Annotated in this window: 21 protein-coding genes; 15 read left to right on the plus strand and 6 right to left on the minus strand. The window is 67.9% G+C overall.

The genetic code is table 11. The features are described from left to right. The first annotated feature begins 103 nt into the window (after positions 1-103). Positions 104-1,021, plus strand: coding sequence for a Gfo/Idh/MocA family protein (locus AC1RNC_RS03385; RefSeq protein ID WP_492883718.1), 918 nt, complete (start codon positions 104-106; stop codon positions 1,019-1,021). A 9-nt stretch (positions 1,022-1,030) separates the two neighbouring features. On the opposite strand, the gene AC1RNC_RS03390 is transcribed toward AC1RNC_RS03385, so the two are convergent. From AC1RNC_RS03390 to xth, 3 genes are all read right to left on the minus strand, one after another. Beyond that, a complete protein-coding gene (locus AC1RNC_RS03390) occupies positions 1,031-2,998 on the minus strand; it encodes a potassium transporter Kup (RefSeq protein ID WP_492834594.1) in 1,968 nt (655 codons plus the stop codon). Positions 2,999-3,113: 115 nt separating this feature from the next. Further along, positions 3,114-4,040 (minus strand): hypothetical protein, encoded by a 927-nt coding sequence (locus AC1RNC_RS03395; RefSeq protein WP_492883720.1) that lies wholly within the window; start codon positions 4,038-4,040, stop codon positions 3,114-3,116. 55 nt (positions 4,041-4,095) lie between these two features. Beyond that, the gene (xth, locus tag AC1RNC_RS03400) at positions 4,096-4,884 is read right to left on the minus strand and encodes an exodeoxyribonuclease III (RefSeq protein ID WP_492883722.1); all 789 of its coding nucleotides are present in this window, start codon (positions 4,882-4,884) and stop codon (positions 4,096-4,098) included. On the opposite strand from xth, the gene AC1RNC_RS03405 reads away from it, so the two are divergent. Both AC1RNC_RS03405 and AC1RNC_RS03410 read left to right on the plus strand, forming a co-directional pair. Beyond that, on the plus strand, positions 4,884-5,258 hold the full coding sequence (locus AC1RNC_RS03405) for a hypothetical protein (protein WP_492883724.1): 375 nt from the start codon (positions 4,884-4,886) through the stop codon (positions 5,256-5,258). The genes xth and AC1RNC_RS03405 overlap by 1 nt on opposite strands. A gap of 228 nt (positions 5,259-5,486) precedes the next feature. Beyond that, positions 5,487-6,092 (plus strand): hypothetical protein, encoded by a 606-nt coding sequence (locus AC1RNC_RS03410; RefSeq protein ID WP_492883726.1) that lies wholly within the window; start codon positions 5,487-5,489, stop codon positions 6,090-6,092. 21 nt (positions 6,093-6,113) lie between these two features. Here the strand turns inward: AC1RNC_RS03410 and erpA are convergent, their stop codons facing one another. Further along, positions 6,114-6,446: an iron-sulfur cluster insertion protein ErpA gene (gene erpA / locus AC1RNC_RS03415; RefSeq protein WP_492883728.1), complete on the minus strand. Its 333-nt coding sequence runs from the start codon at positions 6,444-6,446 to the stop codon at positions 6,114-6,116. A gap of 88 nt (positions 6,447-6,534) precedes the next feature. Between erpA and AC1RNC_RS03420 the strand changes: the two genes are divergently transcribed. From AC1RNC_RS03420 to scpB, 5 genes are all read left to right on the plus strand, one after another. Next, positions 6,535-7,719: a deoxyguanosinetriphosphate triphosphohydrolase gene (locus tag AC1RNC_RS03420; protein WP_492834586.1), complete on the plus strand. Its 1,185-nt coding sequence runs from the start codon at positions 6,535-6,537 to the stop codon at positions 7,717-7,719. A gap of 180 nt (positions 7,720-7,899) precedes the next feature. Then, positions 7,900-8,685, plus strand: a complete 786-nt coding sequence (gene ftsN, locus AC1RNC_RS03425) for a cell division protein FtsN (RefSeq protein ID WP_492883730.1) — start codon at positions 7,900-7,902, stop codon at positions 8,683-8,685. Between the two features lie 12 nt (positions 8,686-8,697). Next, positions 8,698-9,723, plus strand: a complete 1,026-nt coding sequence (gene nagZ, locus AC1RNC_RS03430; protein WP_492883732.1) for a beta-N-acetylhexosaminidase — start codon at positions 8,698-8,700, stop codon at positions 9,721-9,723. Further along, complete coding sequence (locus tag AC1RNC_RS03435; protein WP_492883734.1) at positions 9,720-10,544, plus strand: segregation and condensation protein A; 825 nt, start codon at positions 9,720-9,722, stop codon at positions 10,542-10,544. Before nagZ ends, AC1RNC_RS03435 begins: the two co-directional genes overlap by 4 nt. Positions 10,545-10,701: 157 nt before the next feature. Then, entirely contained in the window at positions 10,702-11,373 is a 672-nt protein-coding gene (gene scpB, locus AC1RNC_RS03440; protein WP_492883736.1) for an SMC-Scp complex subunit ScpB, read from the plus strand. On the opposite strand, the gene AC1RNC_RS03445 is transcribed toward scpB, so the two are convergent. Beyond that, positions 11,370-11,681 (minus strand): hypothetical protein, encoded by a 312-nt coding sequence (locus AC1RNC_RS03445; RefSeq protein WP_492883738.1) that lies wholly within the window; start codon positions 11,679-11,681, stop codon positions 11,370-11,372. The two genes, scpB and AC1RNC_RS03445, sit on opposite strands and share 4 nt — an antisense overlap. Positions 11,682-11,961: 280 nt before the next feature. Between AC1RNC_RS03445 and tatA the strand changes: the two genes are divergently transcribed. The 3 genes from tatA (at position 11,962) to tatC (ending at position 13,782) form a co-directional block, all read left to right on the plus strand. After that, positions 11,962-12,186 carry a twin-arginine translocase TatA/TatE family subunit gene (gene tatA, locus AC1RNC_RS03450; protein ID WP_099579690.1) on the plus strand — a complete coding sequence of 75 codons (225 nt, stop codon included), beginning with the start codon at positions 11,962-11,964 and terminating at the stop codon, positions 12,184-12,186. A gap of 88 nt (positions 12,187-12,274) precedes the next feature. After that, the gene (gene tatB, locus AC1RNC_RS03455; protein ID WP_492883740.1) at positions 12,275-12,865 is read left to right on the plus strand and encodes a Sec-independent protein translocase protein TatB; all 591 of its coding nucleotides are present in this window, start codon (positions 12,275-12,277) and stop codon (positions 12,863-12,865) included. Next, entirely contained in the window at positions 12,862-13,782 is a 921-nt protein-coding gene (tatC, locus tag AC1RNC_RS03460) for a twin-arginine translocase subunit TatC (RefSeq protein ID WP_492883742.1), read from the plus strand. The genes tatB and tatC overlap by 4 nt, the downstream gene beginning before the upstream one ends. Positions 13,783-13,918: 136 nt before the next feature. On the opposite strand, the gene AC1RNC_RS03465 is transcribed toward tatC, so the two are convergent. Then, positions 13,919-14,374, minus strand: coding sequence for a UrcA family protein (locus tag AC1RNC_RS03465; RefSeq protein WP_492883743.1), 456 nt, complete (start codon positions 14,372-14,374; stop codon positions 13,919-13,921). A 371-nt stretch (positions 14,375-14,745) separates the two neighbouring features. Between AC1RNC_RS03465 and serS the strand changes: the two genes are divergently transcribed. From serS to dipM, 4 genes are all read left to right on the plus strand, one after another. Then, positions 14,746-16,041 (plus strand): serine--tRNA ligase, encoded by a 1,296-nt coding sequence (gene serS, locus AC1RNC_RS03470; protein ID WP_492883744.1) that lies wholly within the window; start codon positions 14,746-14,748, stop codon positions 16,039-16,041. Beyond that, positions 16,038-16,832 carry a 5'/3'-nucleotidase SurE gene (gene surE, locus AC1RNC_RS03475; RefSeq protein WP_492883746.1) on the plus strand — a complete coding sequence of 265 codons (795 nt, stop codon included), beginning with the start codon at positions 16,038-16,040 and terminating at the stop codon, positions 16,830-16,832. Before serS ends, surE begins: the two co-directional genes overlap by 4 nt. Next, the gene (locus AC1RNC_RS03480) at positions 16,829-17,497 is read left to right on the plus strand and encodes a protein-L-isoaspartate(D-aspartate) O-methyltransferase (RefSeq protein WP_395443123.1); all 669 of its coding nucleotides are present in this window, start codon (positions 16,829-16,831) and stop codon (positions 17,495-17,497) included. The genes surE and AC1RNC_RS03480 overlap by 4 nt, the downstream gene beginning before the upstream one ends. A gap of 94 nt (positions 17,498-17,591) precedes the next feature. Beyond that, positions 17,592-19,490 carry a cell division endopeptidase DipM gene (gene dipM, locus AC1RNC_RS03485; RefSeq protein ID WP_492883748.1) on the plus strand — a complete coding sequence of 633 codons (1,899 nt, stop codon included), beginning with the start codon at positions 17,592-17,594 and terminating at the stop codon, positions 19,488-19,490. Positions 19,491-19,504 lie beyond the last annotated feature (14 nt).

Genomic DNA, 19,504 nt, shown 5'->3' on the forward strand with positions numbered 1-19,504 from the left:
GCGGCTCTTGGCGAGCGTTGCTAATTTAAACGGATGTTTAGCGCGTCCTTACGGAAGGCTCCAGTGCTTCTAAGCGTCGCCGAAGCGGAGTAGACAGCGGGCCATGACCCAGACTCTGAAAGCGGGCGTCGTCGGCGCCGGAGTGTTCGGCGGCTATCACGCCAAGAAGTACGTCGAGCTGGACGGCGTGACCCTGGTCGGCGTGTTCGACATCGACCTGGCGCGCGCTCAGGCGCTGGCCGAGCCGCTGGGCGCCCAGGGCTTCGACGACATGGACGCCTTCCTAGCCGCCGTCGACGTGGTCACGGTCGCCGCGCCCGCCGTCCACCACGCCGAAGCGGCGCTGAAGGCGCTGAAGGCGGGCAAGCCGGTCTATTGTGAAAAGCCCCTGGCCGTGACGCCCGAGGACGCCGACCGGATGGTCGCCGCCGCCGCCAAGGCCGGGGTCCCGCTGGCCTGCGGTCACCAGGAACGGGTGGTGTTCCAGGCCATGGGCCTGCTGGACATTCCCGAGCAGCCGCTGCGCCTGGAAGCCGTGCGACGGGGTGTGCCTTCGGACCGCAATCTCGACGTCTCGGTGGTGCTGGACCTGATGATCCACGACATCGATCTCGCCCTGGCCCTGTGCGAGGCCCAGCCCATGACCGTGGACGGCGAAGGGGGGATCACCCGCTCGACCTCGCTCGATTGGGTGAAGGTCGAGGCGATGTTCGAGAACGGCTTCATCGCCGTGTTCGACAGCTCCCGCGTCGCCGAGGCCCGCGAGCGGACCATGAAGGTCGTCTACCCGTCGGGCGAGGTCGAGATCGACTTCCTCACCCGCGCCTTCCGCAACACCACGCCGTTCCCGCTGATCGAGAACTTCACCGAGACCCCGGCCGGCAAGGACCCCCTGGGCCTGTCGGTCGCCGGCTTCCTCGCGGCCGTGCGCGGCGAGGCCCCGCGTCCGGTCGTGACGGGCGAAGAGGCCGCCCGGGCGCTGGACCTGGCGCTGGCGGCGGAGCAGGCGGCCGAGGGCTGACCCGCCCCGCTACAGGCTGACCTGAGCCCCCAGCTCCACCACCCGTCCCGGCGGCAGGTGGAAGAAGGTGGTGGGGTCGGCCGCGTTGCGGGTCAGGAAAGTGAAGAGCTTACGCTTCCAGGCGGGCAGGGCGTCGGCGGCCACCGACGGCACGATCGTGCGGCGGCTGACGAAGAACGACGTGCTCATGATGTCGAACTTCAGGCCCTGCTTGCGGCAGGCCGCCAGGGCCTGCGGGATGTTCGGGCTCTCCATGTAACCGTAGCGCACGGTGACCAGCGAGAAGCGGTCGTCGAGGGTCTTGATTTCGATGCGCTGGTCGTCAGGCACATAGGGCGTGGTCTCGTTGACGACCTTCAGCAGCACATTGCGCTCGTGCAGGACCTTGAAGTGCTTGAGGCTGTGCATCAGGGCCGGCGGCGTCGTCTCCGGGTCCGAGGTCAGATAGACGGCCGTGCCGGGCGTCGCGGCGGCCGGGCGGCGGGCGATCATCTCGCGGAAGTCGGCGAAGGGCAGGCCGTCCTTGTTGAGTTTCCTGCGCAGGCGCTCGGTGGCGCTGACGAAGATCGACATCAGCAGGCACAGACCCGCGCCCAGGGCCAGCGGGGCCCAGCCGCCGGTCAGCACCTTCAGCAGATTGGCGACGAAGAAGGTCAGGTCCAGAGCGAACAGCGGCACGATCAGGGCCAGGGCCGCCAGCAGGCTCCAGTTCCAGACGTGGCGCACGACGATGTAGGCCAGCAGGGTGGTGACCACCATCGTGCCGGTCACCGAGATGCCGTAGGCGTGCGACAGGGCGCTGGACGAGCGGAACGACAGCACCACCAGGACGACGCCGACGAACAGCAGCCAGTTGATCGGCGCGACATAGATCTGGCCGGCCTCGGTGGTCGAGGTGATCTTGATGTCCATGCGCGGCAGGAGGCCCAACTGGATCGCCTGCTGGGTCAGGGAGAACGCCCCGGTGATCACTGCCTGGCTGGCGATGACGGTGGCGACCCCGGAGAACAGCACCAGGGCCAGTCGCCATTGGTGGGGCGCCAACTGGAAGAACCAGTCGGCGTTCGGCAGGGCCGTTCCCGCGGCCTCGGCGGCGGTCAGGGCCTGTGAGGCCAGGGCGGCCTGGCCGAAATAGTTCAGGGCCAGCATCGGCAGGGCCAGGCCGAACCACGACATCTGGATCGGGCCACGGCCGAAATGGCCCATGTCGGCCGTTAGGGCCTCGGCCCCGGTGACGGTCAGGAACACCGCGCCCATGACCAGGAAGCCGGTCAGTCCGTGATGGGTCAGGAAATAGATGGCGTAGGTCGGCGAGATCGCCGTCAGCACGCTGGGATCGTCCTTAATGTGCCAGACGCCCAGGGCGCCCAGGCACAGGAACCAGCACACCATGATCGGACCGAAGACGCCGGCCACCTTGGCCGTGCCCTTGGCCTGGAAGGCGAAGAGGGCGGTCAGGATCACCAGGCTGGTGACGATCACCTCCTGGGCGCCGAACCAGCCGGAGAAGCCGCGCACCGACTTCAGGCCCTCGACCGCCGATAGCACCGAGATGGCCGGGGTGATCACGCCGTCGCCATAGAACAGCGCCGCGCCGATGGCGCCGAGGGCGAAGATCAGGCCCGTGCGGCCCTTGGCGCCCTGCTGGGCCAGGGCCATCAGCGACAGCACCCCGCCTTCGCCCTTGTTGGAGGCGCGCATCAAGAACAGGACGTACTTGACCGTCACGACCAGGATCAGCGCCCACAGCGCCAGGGACAGCACGCCCATGATCTCGGGACGGACCAGGCCATCGCGGGCGGCCTCCTCCAGCGCGTCGCGGAAGGCGTAGAGGGGGCTGGTGCCGATGTCGCCGAACACGACGCCCACGCTGCCCAGCGCCAACGGCCAGAAACGCGACGCCGCGTGGCCGTGGTTGGGAGCTTGAGTTGTCGGGGTGGCAGAGTCGGACGCGGCGAGGGGGTCTTTACCCGCCATGCAAGCTCGAAGCTCCAAAGCGCCAGCTCACGGCCGGCGGCGGCGATTTACCCTCGTCGCCGCGTCGCAGCAATCAAAATTCGACGGATCGGCGTTTCCGTTGCCATAAGCGTGATCAGTCGTCGAGATCGAAGGGCAGTTCATCCTGATCGACGGCGGTGTCGCGGCGGGCCTTGGAGACGGGCTTGTAGGTCGGGGCGGGCGGTGGGGTGGGGACGTCGTCGTCCGCGTCGTCCCACGGCGGATCATCGAACATGTCGGGCTCGGCCACCGGCTTCGGCGCGGGAGCCGGGACTGGAGCCGTCGGCCGCGAGACCGGACGCGCCGGCGCGGCGCGCGGGGCGTCGTCGAACGACGAGCGTCGGGCCAGCGGCGGCGGGGTGTCGGGCAGAGGCGGGGGGGCGCGGAAATCGTCCTCGTCGTCTTCGTCGTATTCGAAGGACTCGGGCGGTTCGGGCGGCGGCGCGGGGCGGGCGGCGACCACTGGGGCGGGCTCCGGCTTCGTGGGGCGCGGCGGCAGCGGCCGGCGAACGATGGCCTCGCAACGGGCCAGCCAGCGGTTGGCCTCCTGCATCAGCTCGCCGGGCGAACGGCTCTCACGACGCTGTTCGTCGCCGGGGGCCCAGAGCTCGAGGGCGAAGTCCGGATGGCGCGGATCGTCGAAGACCAGGCGCAGGGTGACCGACTGGGCCTGGGGCGCGACATGGTCGATGGCCCGGCGGCCTTCGCCCCGGAAGACGCGGCCCATCACCTGGCCGTCGACCAGCAGCTCGGCCCCCATCAGCTCGTCCAGGCGATAGATCAGGCACCAGGCGCCCCGGTCCCAGGCCACCGCCAGCAGGTTGGTCGAGAACGAGAAGCCCGCGCCCCGGCCCCGGCCGCGCGCCACGATGAAGCCTTCCGGATCGCTCTTCAGCACGTTGCGCAAGGCTCGGCGCAGACGCCGGTCCTCGTCGCCGTACCAGATGGCCAGGCTGCCCAGGAACGTCACCGCCGAGCCGGCGATGGCCACGAACAGCAAAAGACGCGCGAGTTCGCTCATAGTAAGGCCAGGCTAGCGGGAGTCCTGATTCCGCGACAGAGGGGCTATGGGGCCCTTAGTCGCGGAAGTGGCCGACGACCGGCACGTGGTCTGACGGCTTTTCCTTGTCGCGCTCGTCGCGGTGGATGACGACGTCGGTCAGGCGGTCGACGGCCTGGGGCGAGCACAGCAGGTGATCGATGCGGATCCCCAGGTTCCGGGGCCAGGCGCCGGCCTGGTAGTCCCAGAAGGTGTAGCCGCCCGGCGCGCCGTCGACCTGCATGTAGGCGTCGGTGAAGCCCAGGTTCTTCAGCGCCCGGAACGCGCCGCGGCTCTCGGGCTGGAACAGGGCGTCGCCAAGCCAGGCCTCGGGATTGGCCACGTCCTCGGCCTCGGGGATGACGTTGTAGTCGCCCAGGATGACCAGCGGCTCCTCGAAGGCCAGCAGGCGTTGGGCGTGAGCGTGCAGGCGGCGCATCCAGGCCAGCTTATAGTCGAACTTCTCGGTCCCGATCGGATTGCCGTTGGGCAGATAGATGCCGACCACGCGGAATGGGACCGGCGCGGCGATCACCGCCTCGACATAGCGCGACTGCTCGTCGACTTCGTCTTCCGAGAGGCCGGGCAGCCCCTTACGGACGTCCTCGATCGGGAACTTCGAAAGCAGGGCGACGCCGTTATAGGTCTTCTGGCCGTGGACGACGACATTGTAGCCCAGCCGCTCGAAGGCTTCGGTGGGAAACTTCTCGTCGACGCACTTGATCTCCTGCAGCACGGCCACGTCCGGGGTTTCCGATTCGAACCAAGCCAGCACGCCTTCCAGGCGAGCGTTGATCGAATTGACGTTCCAAGTGGCGATACGCATTGACGGCTCCAGACTGCGGCGGGAGGCTAGGGCGCATGAAGGTCGCGCTCAAGTCAGCTGGCAAGCCAATCGATCGAAGACAGCTCGCGCTCATGGTGCTGGCCACCGGCGCGTGCTTGGCCTTCGCCGCGATCGGCGCGATCCTGGCCATCTTCACGCCGCTGGTCTTCGACCGGGCGGGCAACATGCTGAACCCGATCGCCTGGCTGGGCTTCGTGTTCGGCGCTCTGTTCTGGGCGGTGTGCCTGCTGTCGCCGCTGGCCGGCTGGATCCTGTGGCGCAAGGGCCAGATGACCTTCGCCTGGGCCGCCATGGCCGCGCCGCTGGCCTGGGGCGCGCTGACGCTGACCCTGCTGCAGTTCGTGCCGGCCTAGGTCTTGGCGGAGGCGCGCCGCCTCAACTTGACAGTATAGATTGCAAGGCGCTGTATTCAGCATATCCGCGGGGCGTTATGTCGTCCGCGGACCTGTTCCCGAGCTGCGCAAGTGTTCGGGCTGCTTTCCTAGGTAAAACAAGCGTTTTTCGCCGAGTTTTCCCCCGGTCGCGACCTCGCGTCCGGGCCGCTGGTGTTCGACTTTTCGACACGACAAAGGAGGAAACACATGAAAGCCAAGACTTCACGTATCGACCGGCGTGGCCTGATGCGGGCCGGGGCGTGGTCCGGCCTCGCCTTGTTCGGCTTCGCGCCGGCCGGCATGGGCTTCGCGGCGTCGCCCGAGGCCAAGCTGGACGCCCGCGAAGGCAAGGAGGCCGGGCTGACCAAGGCCGAGGCCGCCAAGTTCAAGCCGCTGGCCAAGGGCGTTATGGCCGATAGCTTCGCCATCGTCCTGCCCAACGGCGAGAAGCACATCTTCCGGGTCAGCGGTGGCGAGAAAGGCCCCGCGACGGTCGAGATCATCGGACCCGGCGGCTCTACCCACAGCTTCACGATCAAGGAAGGCGATAGCCCGGCGCCCATCCTGGAGCGTCAGCCGACGGACGTCGCCAAGGCGGCCACGAGCAACAGCTTCTGGCAGTGCTTCGCGGGCTGCATGCTGGGCAAAATCGGAGCGGGAGCCTGGAACAACCTGAAGAACAACTGGCAGAGCTGCTGGAGCCAGGCTCAATCCAAGAAATACTGGTACCAGAAGATCGCCAAGTTCCTGGCCTGCATCTTCACCCTGCCGTACGCCACCTACGCGGTGTCCTGCATTCTTCGCTGTCGCTGAAACGCGGGACGGGGCGGGGCGTCAGATCGAGAAACTGACCCCACAGCCGCAGCTGGACTTGGCGTTCGGGTTGCGAACGCGGAACTCCGCCCCGGCCAGCTCGTCGACGAAATCGATCTCCGAACCCTTGAGCAGGGCCAGGGAGACGACGTCGACCAGGGCCACGGCGTCGTCGCGCTCGACCTTGAGGTCGTCGTCCTCGACGGCGTCGACCAGGTCGAAGCGATACTGGAAGCCGGAGCATCCGCCGCCATCGACCGCGACGCGTAGCATCAGGGGGCGGCCTTCGCTGGCGGCGATGGCCTTGATCTGACGCGCGGCGTTTTCGGAAAGCGTTAAGTCTACTTGGGTCATGGCTGTGGAAAACTCACCTCAGGCCTATATGAGGGTGACGTGGCCTCTACGGAAGGGGCCAAATCGTCCAACGCGATAAAGGCGGTTCATGACCTCGACCCCGTACTTCGTTCCGCGCGCGCCCTACGCCGAAGATCCGTTCAAGTCTCGGGGCCGTCGGTTCAAGGAGGACGAGAGCCGCACGCGCACGCCGTTCGCGCGCGATCGCGACCGCATCATCCACACCTCGGCCTTCCGCCGGCTGAAGGAAAAGACCCAGGTCTTCGTAGCGCATGAGGGCGACAACTTCCGCACGCGCCTGACACACTCGCTGGAGGTGGCGCAAGTGGCGCGCTCGCTGGCCACGGCCCTGGGCCTGGACAGCGACCTGGCCGAAACCATTGCGCTGGGTCACGACATCGGCCACCCGCCGTTCGGCCACGCCGGCGAGGACGAGCTCGAGCAGCAGATGAAGGACTTCGGCGGCTTTGACCACAACGTCCAGACCTTCCGGGTCGTGACCGAGCTGGAGCACCGTTATCCGGACTTTCTGGGCCTGAACCTGACCTGGGAGACCCTGGAAGGGATCATCAAGCACAACGGCCCGGTCACGAATAAGCTGGGCAAGCCCTCCTGGAAGGCGATTCAGAAGTACGACGCCGAGTACGACCTCGGCTTGAACACCTGGGCGTCGGCCGAAGCGCAGGTCGCGGCCCTGGCCGACGACATCGCGTATAACAATCACGACGTCGACGACGGCGTGACGGCGGGTCTGTTCACCCTGGACGAGCTGATGGACGTGCCGCTGATCGGCCCGATCCTGGCGGCCGTGAAGAGCGAGCGCCCCGACCTTGACCCGCGCCTGACCCATCTGGAAGCCATTCGCCGCATGATCGGCGCGATGATCGACGACGTGATGGGCGAGACCCTGCAGCGCGCGGCGGCCACCGGTGTTGGTTCGGCCGACGACGTCCGGGCCCTGGACCACGCCCTGGTCGCCTTCTCGCCGGACATGGCCGAGGACCTGGCCCGCCTGCGCGCCTTCCTGCACGAGCGCATGTACCGCCACTGGCGCGTCAACCGCACGCGCAGCCAGGCTCGCCGTATTCTGGGCGAAATGTTCGCGCTATTCCTGAAGGAGCCGGAGGTCCTGCCGACCATCTGGTTCGCCAAGTCGCAGAACCGCGACGAAGCCGGCCGCGCCCGCGTGGTATGCGATTACATCGCGGGCATGACCGACCGCTTCGCGATAGAAGAACACCGCAAGCTGTTCCACCTGGACGTCTGGAACTAGGCCTTCGGGCCAGGGATCAGGAACGTGGGCGCGAGCGGCCGATCGTCTGCCACCTGAGCGGGGCGGACGCTTCTTGGACGGGCCGCCGTTGGGTAACCTAGGGTCGCGCGCGTCTGATTCGATGCGTTCGACCTGTGCGCCCTTGTTTGGACGCCCGAGAGTATCTGGAGCCTAGCCGAGATGTCCGATCCGCACCGCGGGGCCTATACGCCGCCCACCGACGCGCCGCTGTCGTTCGATGCGCGTCAGCCCGTGCGAGGCGCGCGCCCGCTGCCCATGACCCTGATCATCAGCGCGGTGGTGCTGGTGACCCTCGTTGTCGGGGTGATCCTGGTCTATCGCGGCGGCGTGCGGAACCCGAACGATCCGCCGCAGGCCGTCGGGACCGAAGTGGCCCAGATGAAGACCCCGCCGCCGGCCGGCAGCCAGCCGCAGGATCCGGCTGCGGGTCTGCAAATCTATCACAACGAGGACCCGCAGCCCTCGGCCACCTTCGCCGCGCCGCCCGAAGCGCCGCAGGCTCGTCCGGCCGCGCCGGTCGCCAGCGCCCCGGTGCAGACCGCCGCCCTGCCGGCCGCCAAGCCCGCGCCGACCGTGCGGCAGCCGGCCCCAACCATCGAATCCCTGGCGACCGCCGCCGCCCAGAAGCCGGCGCCCAAGCCTGTGCAACTGGCCGCCGCCGCGCCCGCCAAGCCGGTCGCCGCGACTCCGGCCGCCGCAACGGGCGGCCCCGCCATGGTGCAGATCGGCGCCCTGTCGTCTCCGGCCCTGGCCGACAAGGCCTGGACCGACGCCACGCGCCTGGCCCCGGGCCTGGCCGCCGGCAAGGGCAAGAAGGTCGAGGCGATCGACAAGAACGGCACGACGCTCTACCGCACCTCGGTGACCGGCTTCGCCTCGCGTGAAGCGGCCAAGGCCTTCTGCGAGGCGATCTCGGCCTCGGGCAAGTCCTGCTTCGTGAAGTAAGGAGTTACCCCTTTGAGCACCTCTTCCGCCGCTATCCTCGGCTGCGCCGGGACCACGCTGACGGCCGAAGAGGTCGCTTTCTTCCGGGACGTGAAGCCATGGGGCTTCATCCTGTTCAAGCGTAACATCGCTGATCCGGAGCAGGTGAGGGCGCTGACCGCCGCCCTGCGCGCCACGGTCGGCCGTGACGACGCCCCCATCCTAATCGACCAAGAGGGCGGCCGCGTCGCCCGTCTGCAGCCGCCGCACTGGCGCATCTATCCGCCCGGCCGGGCCTACGGCGAGCTGGTGGCCAACGATCCGCTGACGGCGCGCGAAATCACCCGCCTGGGCTCGCGGCTGATCGCCCATGACCTGCGCTCGATCGGGATCAATGTCGACTGCGTGCCGGTGCTGGACGTGCCGGACCCCCAGGGCCATGAGATCATCGGCGACCGCGCCTATGGCGACACGCCCGAGCAGGTGGCGACCCTGGGCCGCGCCGCGGCCGAAGGCCTGCTGGCCGGCGGCGTCCTGCCGATCATCAAGCACATCCCCGGCCACGGCCGCGCGCTGAGCGACAGCCACTTGGAGCTGCCGGTGGTCAAGGCCAAGCTGCTCGAGCTGGAAATCCGCGACTTCGCGCCGTTCCGGGTGCTGTCCGACATGCCGATGGCGATGACCGCCCACGTCGTCTACTCGGCCATCGACCGCAACCGCCCGGCCACGACGTCGAAGAAGGTGATCAAGAAGATCATCCGCGAATCCATCGGCTTCGACGGACTTCTGATGAGCGACGACCTGTCGATGAAGGCGCTGAGCGGCGACTTCAAGCAGCGGGCCAAGGACAGCCTGTCGGCCGGCTGCGACGTGGTCCTGCACTGCAACGGCGACATGGCCGAGATGAAGGCCGTGATGTCCGGCGTCGGCCGTCTGGGCAAGGAGGCCCGCCGCCGGGCCCAGGCCGTCATGGGCCGCCTGGTCAAGGTCCCCGAGCCTTTCGACGTGGCCGAGGCCCGCGCCCGCTTCGACGCCGCGTTCGACGGCAAGTACGCTTGAGCACGGGCTTCCAGCCGACTTTCGACTTCGCGGCCGCCAACGAGGCGGCCGAGGACGGCGCGGCGCTGGTCATCGACATCGACGGCTATGAAGGCCCGCTGCACGTGCTGCTGGCCCTGGCGCGCAGCCAGAAGGTCGACCTGCTGCAGCTGTCGATCACCAAGCTGGCCGAGCAGTACCTGGCCTTCGTGCAACAGGCTCGCCGCGTGCGTTTCGCCCTGGCGGCCGACTACCTCGTCATGGCCGCCTGGCTGGCCTACCTCAAGTCCCGCCTGCTGCTGCCCAAGCCCGAGCGCGCCAAGGCCGAGGAGCCGCCGGCCGAGGAAATGGCCGCCCAGCTGGCCTTCCGCCTCGCCAAGCTGGACGTCATGCGCAAGGCCGTCGAGGCGCTGAAGGACCGCCCGATCCTCGGCCGCGACGTCTTCATGCGCGGCGATCCGGACGCGGTAAGGATCGTCTCCTCGACCCGTCTGGAGGGCGATCTCTATAGCCTGATGAGCGCCTACATCACTCAGCGCAAACGCGAACATAGCCGCCACTACGCCCCGCGCCCGCCGACCGCCTATCCGCTGGAAGACGCCCGCGACCGCCTGCGCGGCCTGCTGCCGAAGATGCAGGACTGGACGGTCCTCTCCACCGTCGCTCCGATCGAGCGGGCGCTGGAAGAGGAGGACGGCCCCACGCCCGCCTCCTACCTGGCCTCGACCCTGTCGGCCTCGCTGGAGCTGGTGAAGGAGGGCATCCTGGAGGCGCGGCAGATGGGGGCGTTCGAGGACATCTACTTGCGGACCAGGGCGGAGCCGCTGGAGGTTACCGAGTGATCTTCCCCTCTCTCCCGATCTCCCCGGCGAAGGCCGGGGTCCAGATCGAACCCACCAACGCCCGACAAGCCGACAGGGCGTTTCTCGGATCGTCCCAAGCCGCCCAGGATGAATCTGGGCCCCGGCTTTCGCCGGGGAAATCGGATATGGGGTTTGAATGACCGTCGAACTCGAACCCCTCTTCGTCGAGCGCTGTATCGAGGCCCTGCTGTTCGCGGCGGCCGAGCCGCTCAGCGACGTTGACCTGGCCAAGCGCTTGCCTGAGGGCGCGGACATCGCCGCCGGCCTCGCGGGCCTGCGGACGCGGTACGAGGGCCGGGGAATCGAGCTGGTCTGCGTGGCCGATCGCTGGCGTTTCCAGACGGCGACCGATCTGTCGTTCCTGATGACGGAAGAGCGCGAGGAGCCGCGCCGCCTGTCCAAGGCCGCGCAGGAGACCCTGGCCATCGTCGCCTATCACCAGCCCGTCACCCGGGCCGAGATCGAGGCCGTGCGCGGAGTGCAGGCCAGCCGGGGCACGCTGGACGTTCTGCTGGAGCTGGGTCTGATCCGCATGCGCGGTCGCCGGCGCACGCCGGGCCGGCCGGTGACTTTAGGGACGACGGACGCATTCCTCGAGCATTACGGCCTGGCCGCGCTGTCGGACCTGCCGGGCATCGCCGAGATGAAGGCCGCGGGCCTGCTGGAAATGAACCTGCCACCAGGCTTCACCGTGCCCGATCCGCTGGGCCTGCGCACCGATGATGAGGATCCGCTGGATCTGGACGACGGCGAAACGCCGGAATTCGCCCAGGACTTCCTGGGCGAACCGGAGAAGGCGGATCGCTAGGCGAGGACGTCGGCGATCTGGCCGGTCTTGTCCTTCTTGTCCGGATCGTTCTGGACCTGCTGCTTGATCATGTCCTTGAGCTTTTGCTCGATCTTGGCCCGATCCTCGGGGCCCATCGCCTTGAGCTGCTCCTCGGTGACGCCCAGCTTTGCCAGCATCGCGGCCCGCATCTTCTGGGCCGGGGTCATCGCCTGGTACTTCAGGAACTCGTCCTTGGCGGACGTTTCGCCGATGGGCGACGAGGTGCTGGCGGACATGCCGCTATAGGCGCCGGCGTAGCTGGACGAACCGATGGACGAAATGGACATGACGCGCTCTCGAACTTGAGGGTGCGACACTCTGTGCAAGGCGTGGGCCACGGCCGGGAAGCTAGACTTTACAGATCCTTGGCAGGCAAGGGCGCGCTGAAAGCGTGGCCGGTCGGTCAACTCCGCCGAGCAGAACTTGCCCGGAAGTCGCGCCAGGCCTCGCGACCTCGCGACTCTCGGGCGAACCATGGTCTCCGGCCCCGCGAGCGCCTATATTCTTCGGCATGTTGTAACGACGCGTCGCAGCGGCTATCTGGCGCTGTCGCAAGGAGTCTCGATTATGGGAAGTCTAGGTCCGATTCACTGGATCATCGTCGCCGTCGTGGTGCTGCTGCTGTTCGGCGGCCGCGGCAAGCTGTCGGGCATCATGGGCGACGCGGCCAAGGGCATTCGCGCGTTCAAGGATGGCCTGAAGGACGACACCAGCAGCGAAGTCGCCGACAACAAGTCCAAGGGCGCCCTGCCGCGCACCGAGCAGGAAGCCGAAGAGCTTCGCAAGTCGTAAGACCTTGAAGCGCGCGGGGAGGGGTTCTTCGCGCGCGTCTGTCCAATCACGCGGGGAGCCATCGGCTCCGCCGTTCTAAGGCGCGTCCATGCTTCCTGATATCGGCGGCACAGAACTCCTTGTCATCGCCGCCGTCGCTTTGATCGTGGTCGGTCCCAAGGATTTGCCCGCTCTGCTGCGCAAGCTGGGCCAGTTCGTGGGCCGGATGCGGGGCATGGCCTCGGAATTCCGCGCCAGCTTCGACGAGATGGCGCGCCAGTCCGAGCTGGACGAGCTGCGCCGCGAAGTGCAGGCCATGCGCTCGGGCCAGTTCACCAATCCGACGCCGGCCGCGGATCCGCACGTCGACCAGGTCTTCGCCGACATCGACGCCTCGCTGTCCAGCGGCGCGACCCAGATGCACCCCTATGCCGGGGCCGAGATCCACAATCCGGCCCTGAGCACCGACAATTCGGTTCCGGCCCCGGCGGCCCAGATCGTCGAGAAGCCCAAGCGCGCGCCGCGCAAGAAGGCCGTCGCGGTCGCCGAGCCGGCTCCGGTTGAAACCGCGAAAGCTCCGCGCAAGCGCGCCGCCGCACCCAAGAAGGACATCACGGTCGAGGCCCCCAAGGCCGTCCGCGCGCCGCGTAAGCGCGCGGCCAAGGCCGGCGGCTCCACCGCTTCGGACATCGTCTCGTGAACGACAAGGCCATCGGATACGACCCCAGGGATGAGCACGAGGACGAGATCGAGTCCTCGCGCGCGCCGCTTCTGGATCACCTGATCGAACTGCGCACCCGCCTGATCGTCTGCGTCGGCGCGATCGCCGTCGCCTTCGGCGTCTGCTTCGCCTTCGTGAAGCCGATCTTCCTGTTCCTGGTCCGCCCCTTCACCGTGGCCGAGGGCCTGAAGGCCGTGCAAGACGCGGGCGGCCACCACGGCTCGTTCGACCTGATCCTGGCCCTGGTCGGCATCAAGCACGTGCCGCCCGCCGCTCTGAAGGACATCACCCTGCAGGCAACCGCGCCGCTGGAGCAGTTCTTCACCAACATCAAGCTGTCGGCGTTCGCGGCCATCGTCGTGGCCTTCCCGATCATCGCCTGGCAGCTGTACCGCTTCGTCGCGCCCGGTCTCTACAAGAAGGAGCGCAACGCGTTCCTGCCGTTCCTGATCGCCTCGCCGGTGCTGTTCCTGATGGGCTCGGCGCTGGTCTACTACGTGATGCTGCCGTTCGTGCTGTGGTTCTCGCTGAGCCAGCAGATCGTCGGCGACGGAGTGAAGGTCGTGCTGCAGACGCGGGTCTCGGAATACCTGACCCTGGTCACGACCTTGCTCCTGGCCTTCGGCCTCAGCTTCCAGCTTCCCGTGGTGCTGTCGCTGGGCGGCCTGGCGGGTCTGGTCACGTCGGATATGCTGCGGACGGGCCGTCGCTACGCCATCGTCGCCGTCTTCGTGGTGGCCGCCATCGTCACCCCGCCGGATCCGATCAGCCAGATCACCTTGGCCGTGCCGCTGTGCCTGCTCTACGAGATCTCGATCTGGTGCGTGTGGCTGATCGAACGCCGCCGCAAGCGGGAAGACGACGAGGAAGCCGGCAAGGACATAGTGGCCGTTTAACGGTCCATACCTCCACCCCGTCATTCCCGCCCTCGTGGCGGGAATGACGGCGGTATCTTGGACATAAAAAAGGGCCCCGCGACTGAGCCGCGGAGCCCTTCTTTTTCGCTCAGATAAGCGAGCGAAACTTGAAGCCTTAGGCGGCGGCGCCGACGCGCGCCTGCAGTTGGGCCTTGGCGGAGCGGACGGTGTCGGCCACGCACGACGAGTAGCTCACGACGCTGAAGTTCGGGCGCTGGGCCTTGCAGACCGTCTGGGCGGCGGTGCGGATCTCGGCGTGGATCTGGTTCTGGGTCTTGCCCTTCAGCGAGATGCGGACGACCGAGACGGTCTCGACGGCGGCCGGCTTGCCGGTGTCGCGCGCGCGCATGATCGAGGCCAGCTGGCGGTGAGCGTTCATCAGGGCGTTGTCGACGCAGGTCGCGTCGCCGGCGCCGCAGACCGAAACGGCGGCGGTCTTGATCTCGTTTTCGATCTGGACCGAGTTCTTGCCGGTCAGCGACACGCGGACTTCGGTGGCGGTCTTGGCGCCGGCCGGAACGGCGACAGCGGCGGCGATGGCGAGGGCGGCGAAAGCGGCGAACGTCTTCATGATTTCAAATTCCTAGGAATGATCGGGCGGCCGAGGAGGGCCGAAAAAGGACGCGTACTGAAGTTGGCGCGGCTTTTCGGCTATTGGGATTAAGTCCGTGTGACAAAGTCCGGCTAATTTCCGTTAGCGGTTGGATTTTTCGTGCCTAGGTACCGCTATCGTGCGCGATAACCGGCTTTTCGAGCCTCTTCAAAGGGAGGTATGTTCCTCGGATCTAGGCTTTTTGCGCAATGCGGGGCCGTCCCGGCCGCCCTGGCCGGGGATCACGAAGCCGTGGAGAGGCCGCCCGCCCATCCGGAAAGCTTGGCGCCCCCGCCGACGCGCCTTAGAGAGGGCGTTTCTCCATCGCCCATCTCCCGAGCTTGCGTCCGATGCACGACATCAAGGCCATCCGCGAAAACCCCGAAGCCTTCGAAGCCGCATGGTCGGCCAAGGGGCGGTCGGGCGAGGCCGCGCAGGCGGTCAAGCTGGACGCCCAACTCCGCGCGGCCCAGACGGCGCTGCAAGAGGCTCAGGCCAAGCGCAACGAAAGCTCCAAGCTGATCGGCATGGCCAAGGCCAAGAAGGACGAGGCCGAAGCCGCGCGCCTGATGGCCGAGGTCGAGGCGCTGAAGGGCGTCATGGCGACCGCCGCCGAGGAAGAGGCCCTGGTCGGCGGCAAGCTCAAGGACCTGCTGGCCAGCCTGCCCAATATTCCGGCTCCGGAGGTGCCCCGGGGCGAGGACGAGCACGGCAATGTCGAGGAACGCCGCTGGGGCGACGCCGCCAAGCTGCCGGCCGGCCGCCTGAACGCGCCCAAGGACCACGTCGACCTGGGCGCGGCCCTGGGCGGCATGGACTTCGAATCCGCCGCCCGCATGAGCGGCGCGCGCTTCGTGGTCCTGAAGAAGGAAATCGCCCGCCTGGAGCGCGCCATCGGCCAGTTCATGCTGGACCTGCAGACGGTCGAGCACGGCTACACGGAAATCAGCCCGCCGCTGCTGGTGCGCGACGAGGCGCTGTTCGGCACCGGCCAGTTGCCGAAGTTCGCCGACGACCTTTTCCACACCACCGACGATCGCTGGCTGATCCCCACCGCCGAGGTCTCCCTCACCAACATCGTCCGCGAGCAGATCCTGGCCGAGGAAGAGCTGCCGATGCGCCTGACGGCCCTGACGCCGTCGTTCCGCGCCGAGGCCGGGTCGGCTGGCCGCGACACGCGCGGCATGATCCGTCAGCACCAGTTCTACAAGGTCGAACTGGTCTCGATCACCACGCCCGACCAGTCCGAGGCCGAACACCAGCGCATGGTCGAGTGCGCCGAGACGGTGTTGAAGAAGCTGGAGCTGCCGTTCCGCACCATGCTGCTGTGCACCGGCGACATGGGCTTTGGCGCCAGGAAGACCTACGACCTGGAAGTCTGGCTGCCGTCGCAGAACATGTATCGCGAGATCAGCTCGTGCTCGAACTGCGGCGACTTCCAGGCCCGCCGCATGGAGGCCCGCTATCGCAAGACCGGCGAGAAGGGCGGCCACTTCGTCCACACCCTGAACGGCTCGGGCCTGGCCGTCGGTCGCACCCTTGTGGCCGTGCTGGAGAATTACCAGGACGAGGCCGGCCGCATCCACATCCCGGCGGCGCTGCAGCCCTATATGGGCGGGCTGACCCACATCGGAGGCGCTGCGTGAGGATCCTCCTCACCAACGACGATGGCGTCAACGCGCCAGGCCTGAAGAGCCTGGAGAGGATCGCCCGCGCCCTGACCGACGACGTCTGGATCTGCGCGCCGGAATACGAGCAATCGGGCGCCAGCCGGGCTCTGACTCTCTCGGACCCGATCCGCGTCCGCAAGCTCGATGATCGCCGCTTCGCCGTCGAGGGCACGCCGACCGACTGCGTGATGATGGCCGTGCAGCAGCTGATCGACGGTCCCGCGCCGGATCTGGTGCTGTCGGGCGTCAACCGCGGCCAGAACCTGGCCGAGGACGTCACCCTGTCGGGCACGGTGGCCGGCGCGATCGAGGGCATGGCCCACGGCATCCGCTCGATCGCCCTGTCCCAGACCATGAACTTCTTCCACGACGAGGTCGTCGCCCACTGGGAGACGGCCGAGCACTTCGGCCCCGGCGTCGTCCAGCGCCTGCTGGAGGTGGGCTGGCCGACTGACGTGATCATGAACGTCAACTTCCCGGCCGTGACGCCGGACGAAGTGACCGAGGTCGAGGTCACCCGCCAGGGCTTCCGCGACGGCCTGCTGCGCAACATGGAAAAGCGCACCGACCTGCGCGGCCGCGACTATTACTGGATGGGCTTCTCGGCCAAGGCCTCCGAGCCCGCCGACGGCACCGACCTGAAGGCGATCTATTCGGGTCGCATCTCGGTCACGCCGCTGCACATCGACCTGACGCACAACGAGACCGTCCATAAGCTGAAGGGCGTGCTGGGCGGCGCTCCGCCGAAGCTGAAGGCGGCTCCATGAGCGGAGGGACGTCCAAGGCCGCCGAGAACGCCAAGGCCGACCTTCCGCGCCTGATGCAAGCCCTGCGCGACCAGGGGGTCACCGATCCACAGGTGCTGAAGGCCATCGAGACCACGCCGCGCGACCTGTTCACGCCGGACCTGTTCAAGGACCGCTCGTGGGAGGATTCGGCCCTGCCGATCGCCTGCGGCCAGACGATCAGCCAGCCCTATATCGTCGGTCTGATGACCCAGGCCCTGACGATCGAGCCGCGATGCCGGGTGCTGGAGATCGGCACGGGCTCGGGCTACCAGACCACGATCCTCAGCAAGGTCTCGCGCCTCGTCTATACGATCGAGCGCTATCGCACCCTGATGAAGGAGGCGGAAGGCCGCTTCCACAAGCTGGGCCTGACCAACGTCATCACCAAGTTCGGCGATGGCGGCGAGGGGTGGGCCGAACAGGCGCCGTTCGACCGCATTATGGTCACGGCCGCGGCCGAAGATGATCCGAAGCGGCTGCTTTCGCAGCTGAAGCCCAACGGCGTGCTGGTCGCGCCGGTGGGGAAGGGGCCAGTTCAAAGCCTTCGCCGCTATGCCGGCGACGGCAAGGGGGGCTTCCGGGTCGAGATTCTCTGTGACGTGCGTTTCGTGCCCCTGCTGGCCGGCGTCGCGAAGGATCAGTGAAGGTTGGGGGACGCGGCGTTTCGCGGCCTCTGGTGTTAAAGGTTGATTTACCCTGGCGGCGCCCTTTGGTGGCTCCGGCGGGAAAGGAGAGGCTATGAGGCAGTTGTGGACGCGCGCGGCGGTGATCGCCCTGACGGCTGGAACGCTCGGCGCCCATGCGGAGGCCGCGCGGGCCGCGGGCCAGCGCTTCACGCCGAACTTCCCGATCACCCAGCCCCCCGCCGCCCAGCCGGCTCCGCAATCCACGGCGCCCGCGTCTGAGGCCGTCTCGACCGCGCCCGGCGAGGCCGAGACCCTGCCGCGTCCGACGCCGATCTCGACCTCTGCCGCGCCGTCGGTCACCCAGTCCGAGCTGCCGCCCCCCGCCCGCGCCACGACTTCGGCGCCCGCGCCGCAACTGCGCGCCGCCCCGCCCAGGACCGTGGTCACCACCACCGTCACCGGTCCCGTGGTCAATGTTCCCGGCAAGCCGCAGGTGCGCGTCGTCGAATCCGGCGACGCCCTGGACGCCATCGCCCGCGGCTTCGGCGCGACCCGCGCCGAGCTGGTCGAACTGAACGACCTGAAGGCCCCGTACCGCCTGAAGCTGGGCCAGAAGATCAAGGGACCGGCCAAGGACGACCAGAAGGCTTACGTAGTCCAGACCGGCGACACGATGTTCGCCATCGCCAAGCGCTTCAATGTCACCGCCGCCGCCCTGGCCGACGAGAACGACCTGAAGGCCAGCTCGGCGATCAAGAAGGGCCAGAAGCTGGTCCTGCCGGACGGCTACAAGGACAAGGGGCCGATCAAGACGACGACCGTGCTGGCCGGCGCGCCCGCCTCGCAGCCGACCGCCGCCGAGGCCGAGCCGAGCCGTCCCGCGCCGAGCCGGCCGACGACCACGACGCCCTCGCGTCCGACCTACACGCCGCCCGTCGCGAGCGAGCCGGACACGACCCCCGCCACGACCTCGACGACGACGCTCAGTGTCACCGGTTCGGTCACGACCGTCGCGGGGCCGCGCCAGATCCACACGGTGAAATCGGGCGACACCCTGACCGCCATCGCTCGTAAGTTCGACGTCAGCGTCAGCGACCTGGCCGACGACAACAAGCTGAAGGCCGACAAGCCGCTGAAGCTGGGCGCCAAGATCAAGGGCCCGGCGACCACCCAGAAGGCCTATGTCGCCGTCAGCGGCGATACGCTGGCCGGCATCGCCAAGCGCTTCAATGTCAGCGTCAAGGAATTGGCCGCCGAGAACAACCTGCGGACCGCGGCCTCGGTCAAAAAGGGCCAGAAGGTCCTGCTGCCCGACGGCTACAGGGACAAGGGCCCGATCCGGACCACGACCACCACGGTGGTGAAGCGTCCCGAGCCGACGCCTTCGCAATCGCCGTCGACGCCCTCGAACACCTACGCCCGCGTCGACAGCTCCGCGCCCACTGCCCCCGCGCCGTCGACGCCCTCCAACCCGCAGCCTTACCAGCCCAGCGGCAACAACTATTCGCGCCCCAGCGCGCCGGTCGCCGCCCAGCCGGTCAGCCCGCCGCCGTCCGCGCGTCCGATCATCGAGAGCAGCGCCGCCCCGACCGAGGCCGAGATCATCGCCTCGGGCAAGGGCAAGTTCGCCTGGCCGGTGCGGGGCGAGATCATCTCGACCTTCGGCGTCAAGGGTACGGGCCAGCGCAATGACGGCCTGGACATCCGCGCCGCGCAAGGCACGCCGGTGCTGTCCGCCGCCGATGGCGAGGTGGCCTATGCCGGCAACCAGGTCCCGACTTTCGGCAATCTGGTGCTGGTCAAGCACGCCGACGGCTGGGTCACGGCCTACGCCCACCTCTCCAGCATCAACGTCAAGATGCGCCAGGCCGTGCGCCAGGGCGAGCAACTGGGCGCGGTCGGCGCCACGGGCGGCACCAACGAGTCCAAGCTGCACTTCGAGATGCGCTACGCGCCGACGGTCAAGGACAAGGCCAAGCCGGTCGACCCGGCCCTGGTGCTGCCGCGCTAAGGCCACGCCTTCAG

The organism is Caulobacter sp. GW822-FHT01G02, assembly GCF_058802865.1.

Bases quoted from the DNA above. Each gene is read 5' to 3' on its own strand.
- AC1RNC_RS03410 (WP_492883726.1), top strand. From the start codon at position 5,487: ATGAAAGCCAAGACTTCACGTATCGACCGGCGTGGCCTGATGCGGGCC.
- dipM (WP_492883748.1), top strand. From the start codon at position 17,592: ATGAGGCAGTTGTGGACGCGCGCGGCGGTGATCGCCCTGACGGCTGGA.
- AC1RNC_RS03480 (WP_395443123.1), top strand. From the start codon at position 16,829: ATGAGCGGAGGGACGTCCAAGGCCGCCGAGAACGCCAAGGCCGACCTT.
- erpA (WP_492883728.1), bottom strand. From the start codon at position 6,446: ATGACCCAAGTAGACTTAACGCTTTCCGAAAACGCCGCGCGTCAGATC.
- AC1RNC_RS03390 (WP_492834594.1), bottom strand. From the start codon at position 2,998: ATGGCGGGTAAAGACCCCCTCGCCGCGTCCGACTCTGCCACCCCGACA.
- scpB (WP_492883736.1), top strand. From the start codon at position 10,702: ATGACCGTCGAACTCGAACCCCTCTTCGTCGAGCGCTGTATCGAGGCC.
- AC1RNC_RS03385 (WP_492883718.1), top strand. From the start codon at position 104: ATGACCCAGACTCTGAAAGCGGGCGTCGTCGGCGCCGGAGTGTTCGGC.
- AC1RNC_RS03445 (WP_492883738.1), bottom strand. From the start codon at position 11,681: ATGTCCATTTCGTCCATCGGTTCGTCCAGCTACGCCGGCGCCTATAGC.
- tatA (WP_099579690.1), top strand. From the start codon at position 11,962: ATGGGAAGTCTAGGTCCGATTCACTGGATCATCGTCGCCGTCGTGGTG.
- tatB (WP_492883740.1), top strand. From the start codon at position 12,275: ATGCTTCCTGATATCGGCGGCACAGAACTCCTTGTCATCGCCGCCGTC.
- AC1RNC_RS03420 (WP_492834586.1), top strand. From the start codon at position 6,535: ATGACCTCGACCCCGTACTTCGTTCCGCGCGCGCCCTACGCCGAAGAT.
- AC1RNC_RS03395 (WP_492883720.1), bottom strand. From the start codon at position 4,040: ATGAGCGAACTCGCGCGTCTTTTGCTGTTCGTGGCCATCGCCGGCTCG.
- serS (WP_492883744.1), top strand. From the start codon at position 14,746: ATGCACGACATCAAGGCCATCCGCGAAAACCCCGAAGCCTTCGAAGCC.
- xth (WP_492883722.1), bottom strand. From the start codon at position 4,884: ATGCGTATCGCCACTTGGAACGTCAATTCGATCAACGCTCGCCTGGAA.
- AC1RNC_RS03465 (WP_492883743.1), bottom strand. From the start codon at position 14,374: ATGAAGACGTTCGCCGCTTTCGCCGCCCTCGCCATCGCCGCCGCTGTC.
- ftsN (WP_492883730.1), top strand. From the start codon at position 7,900: ATGTCCGATCCGCACCGCGGGGCCTATACGCCGCCCACCGACGCGCCG.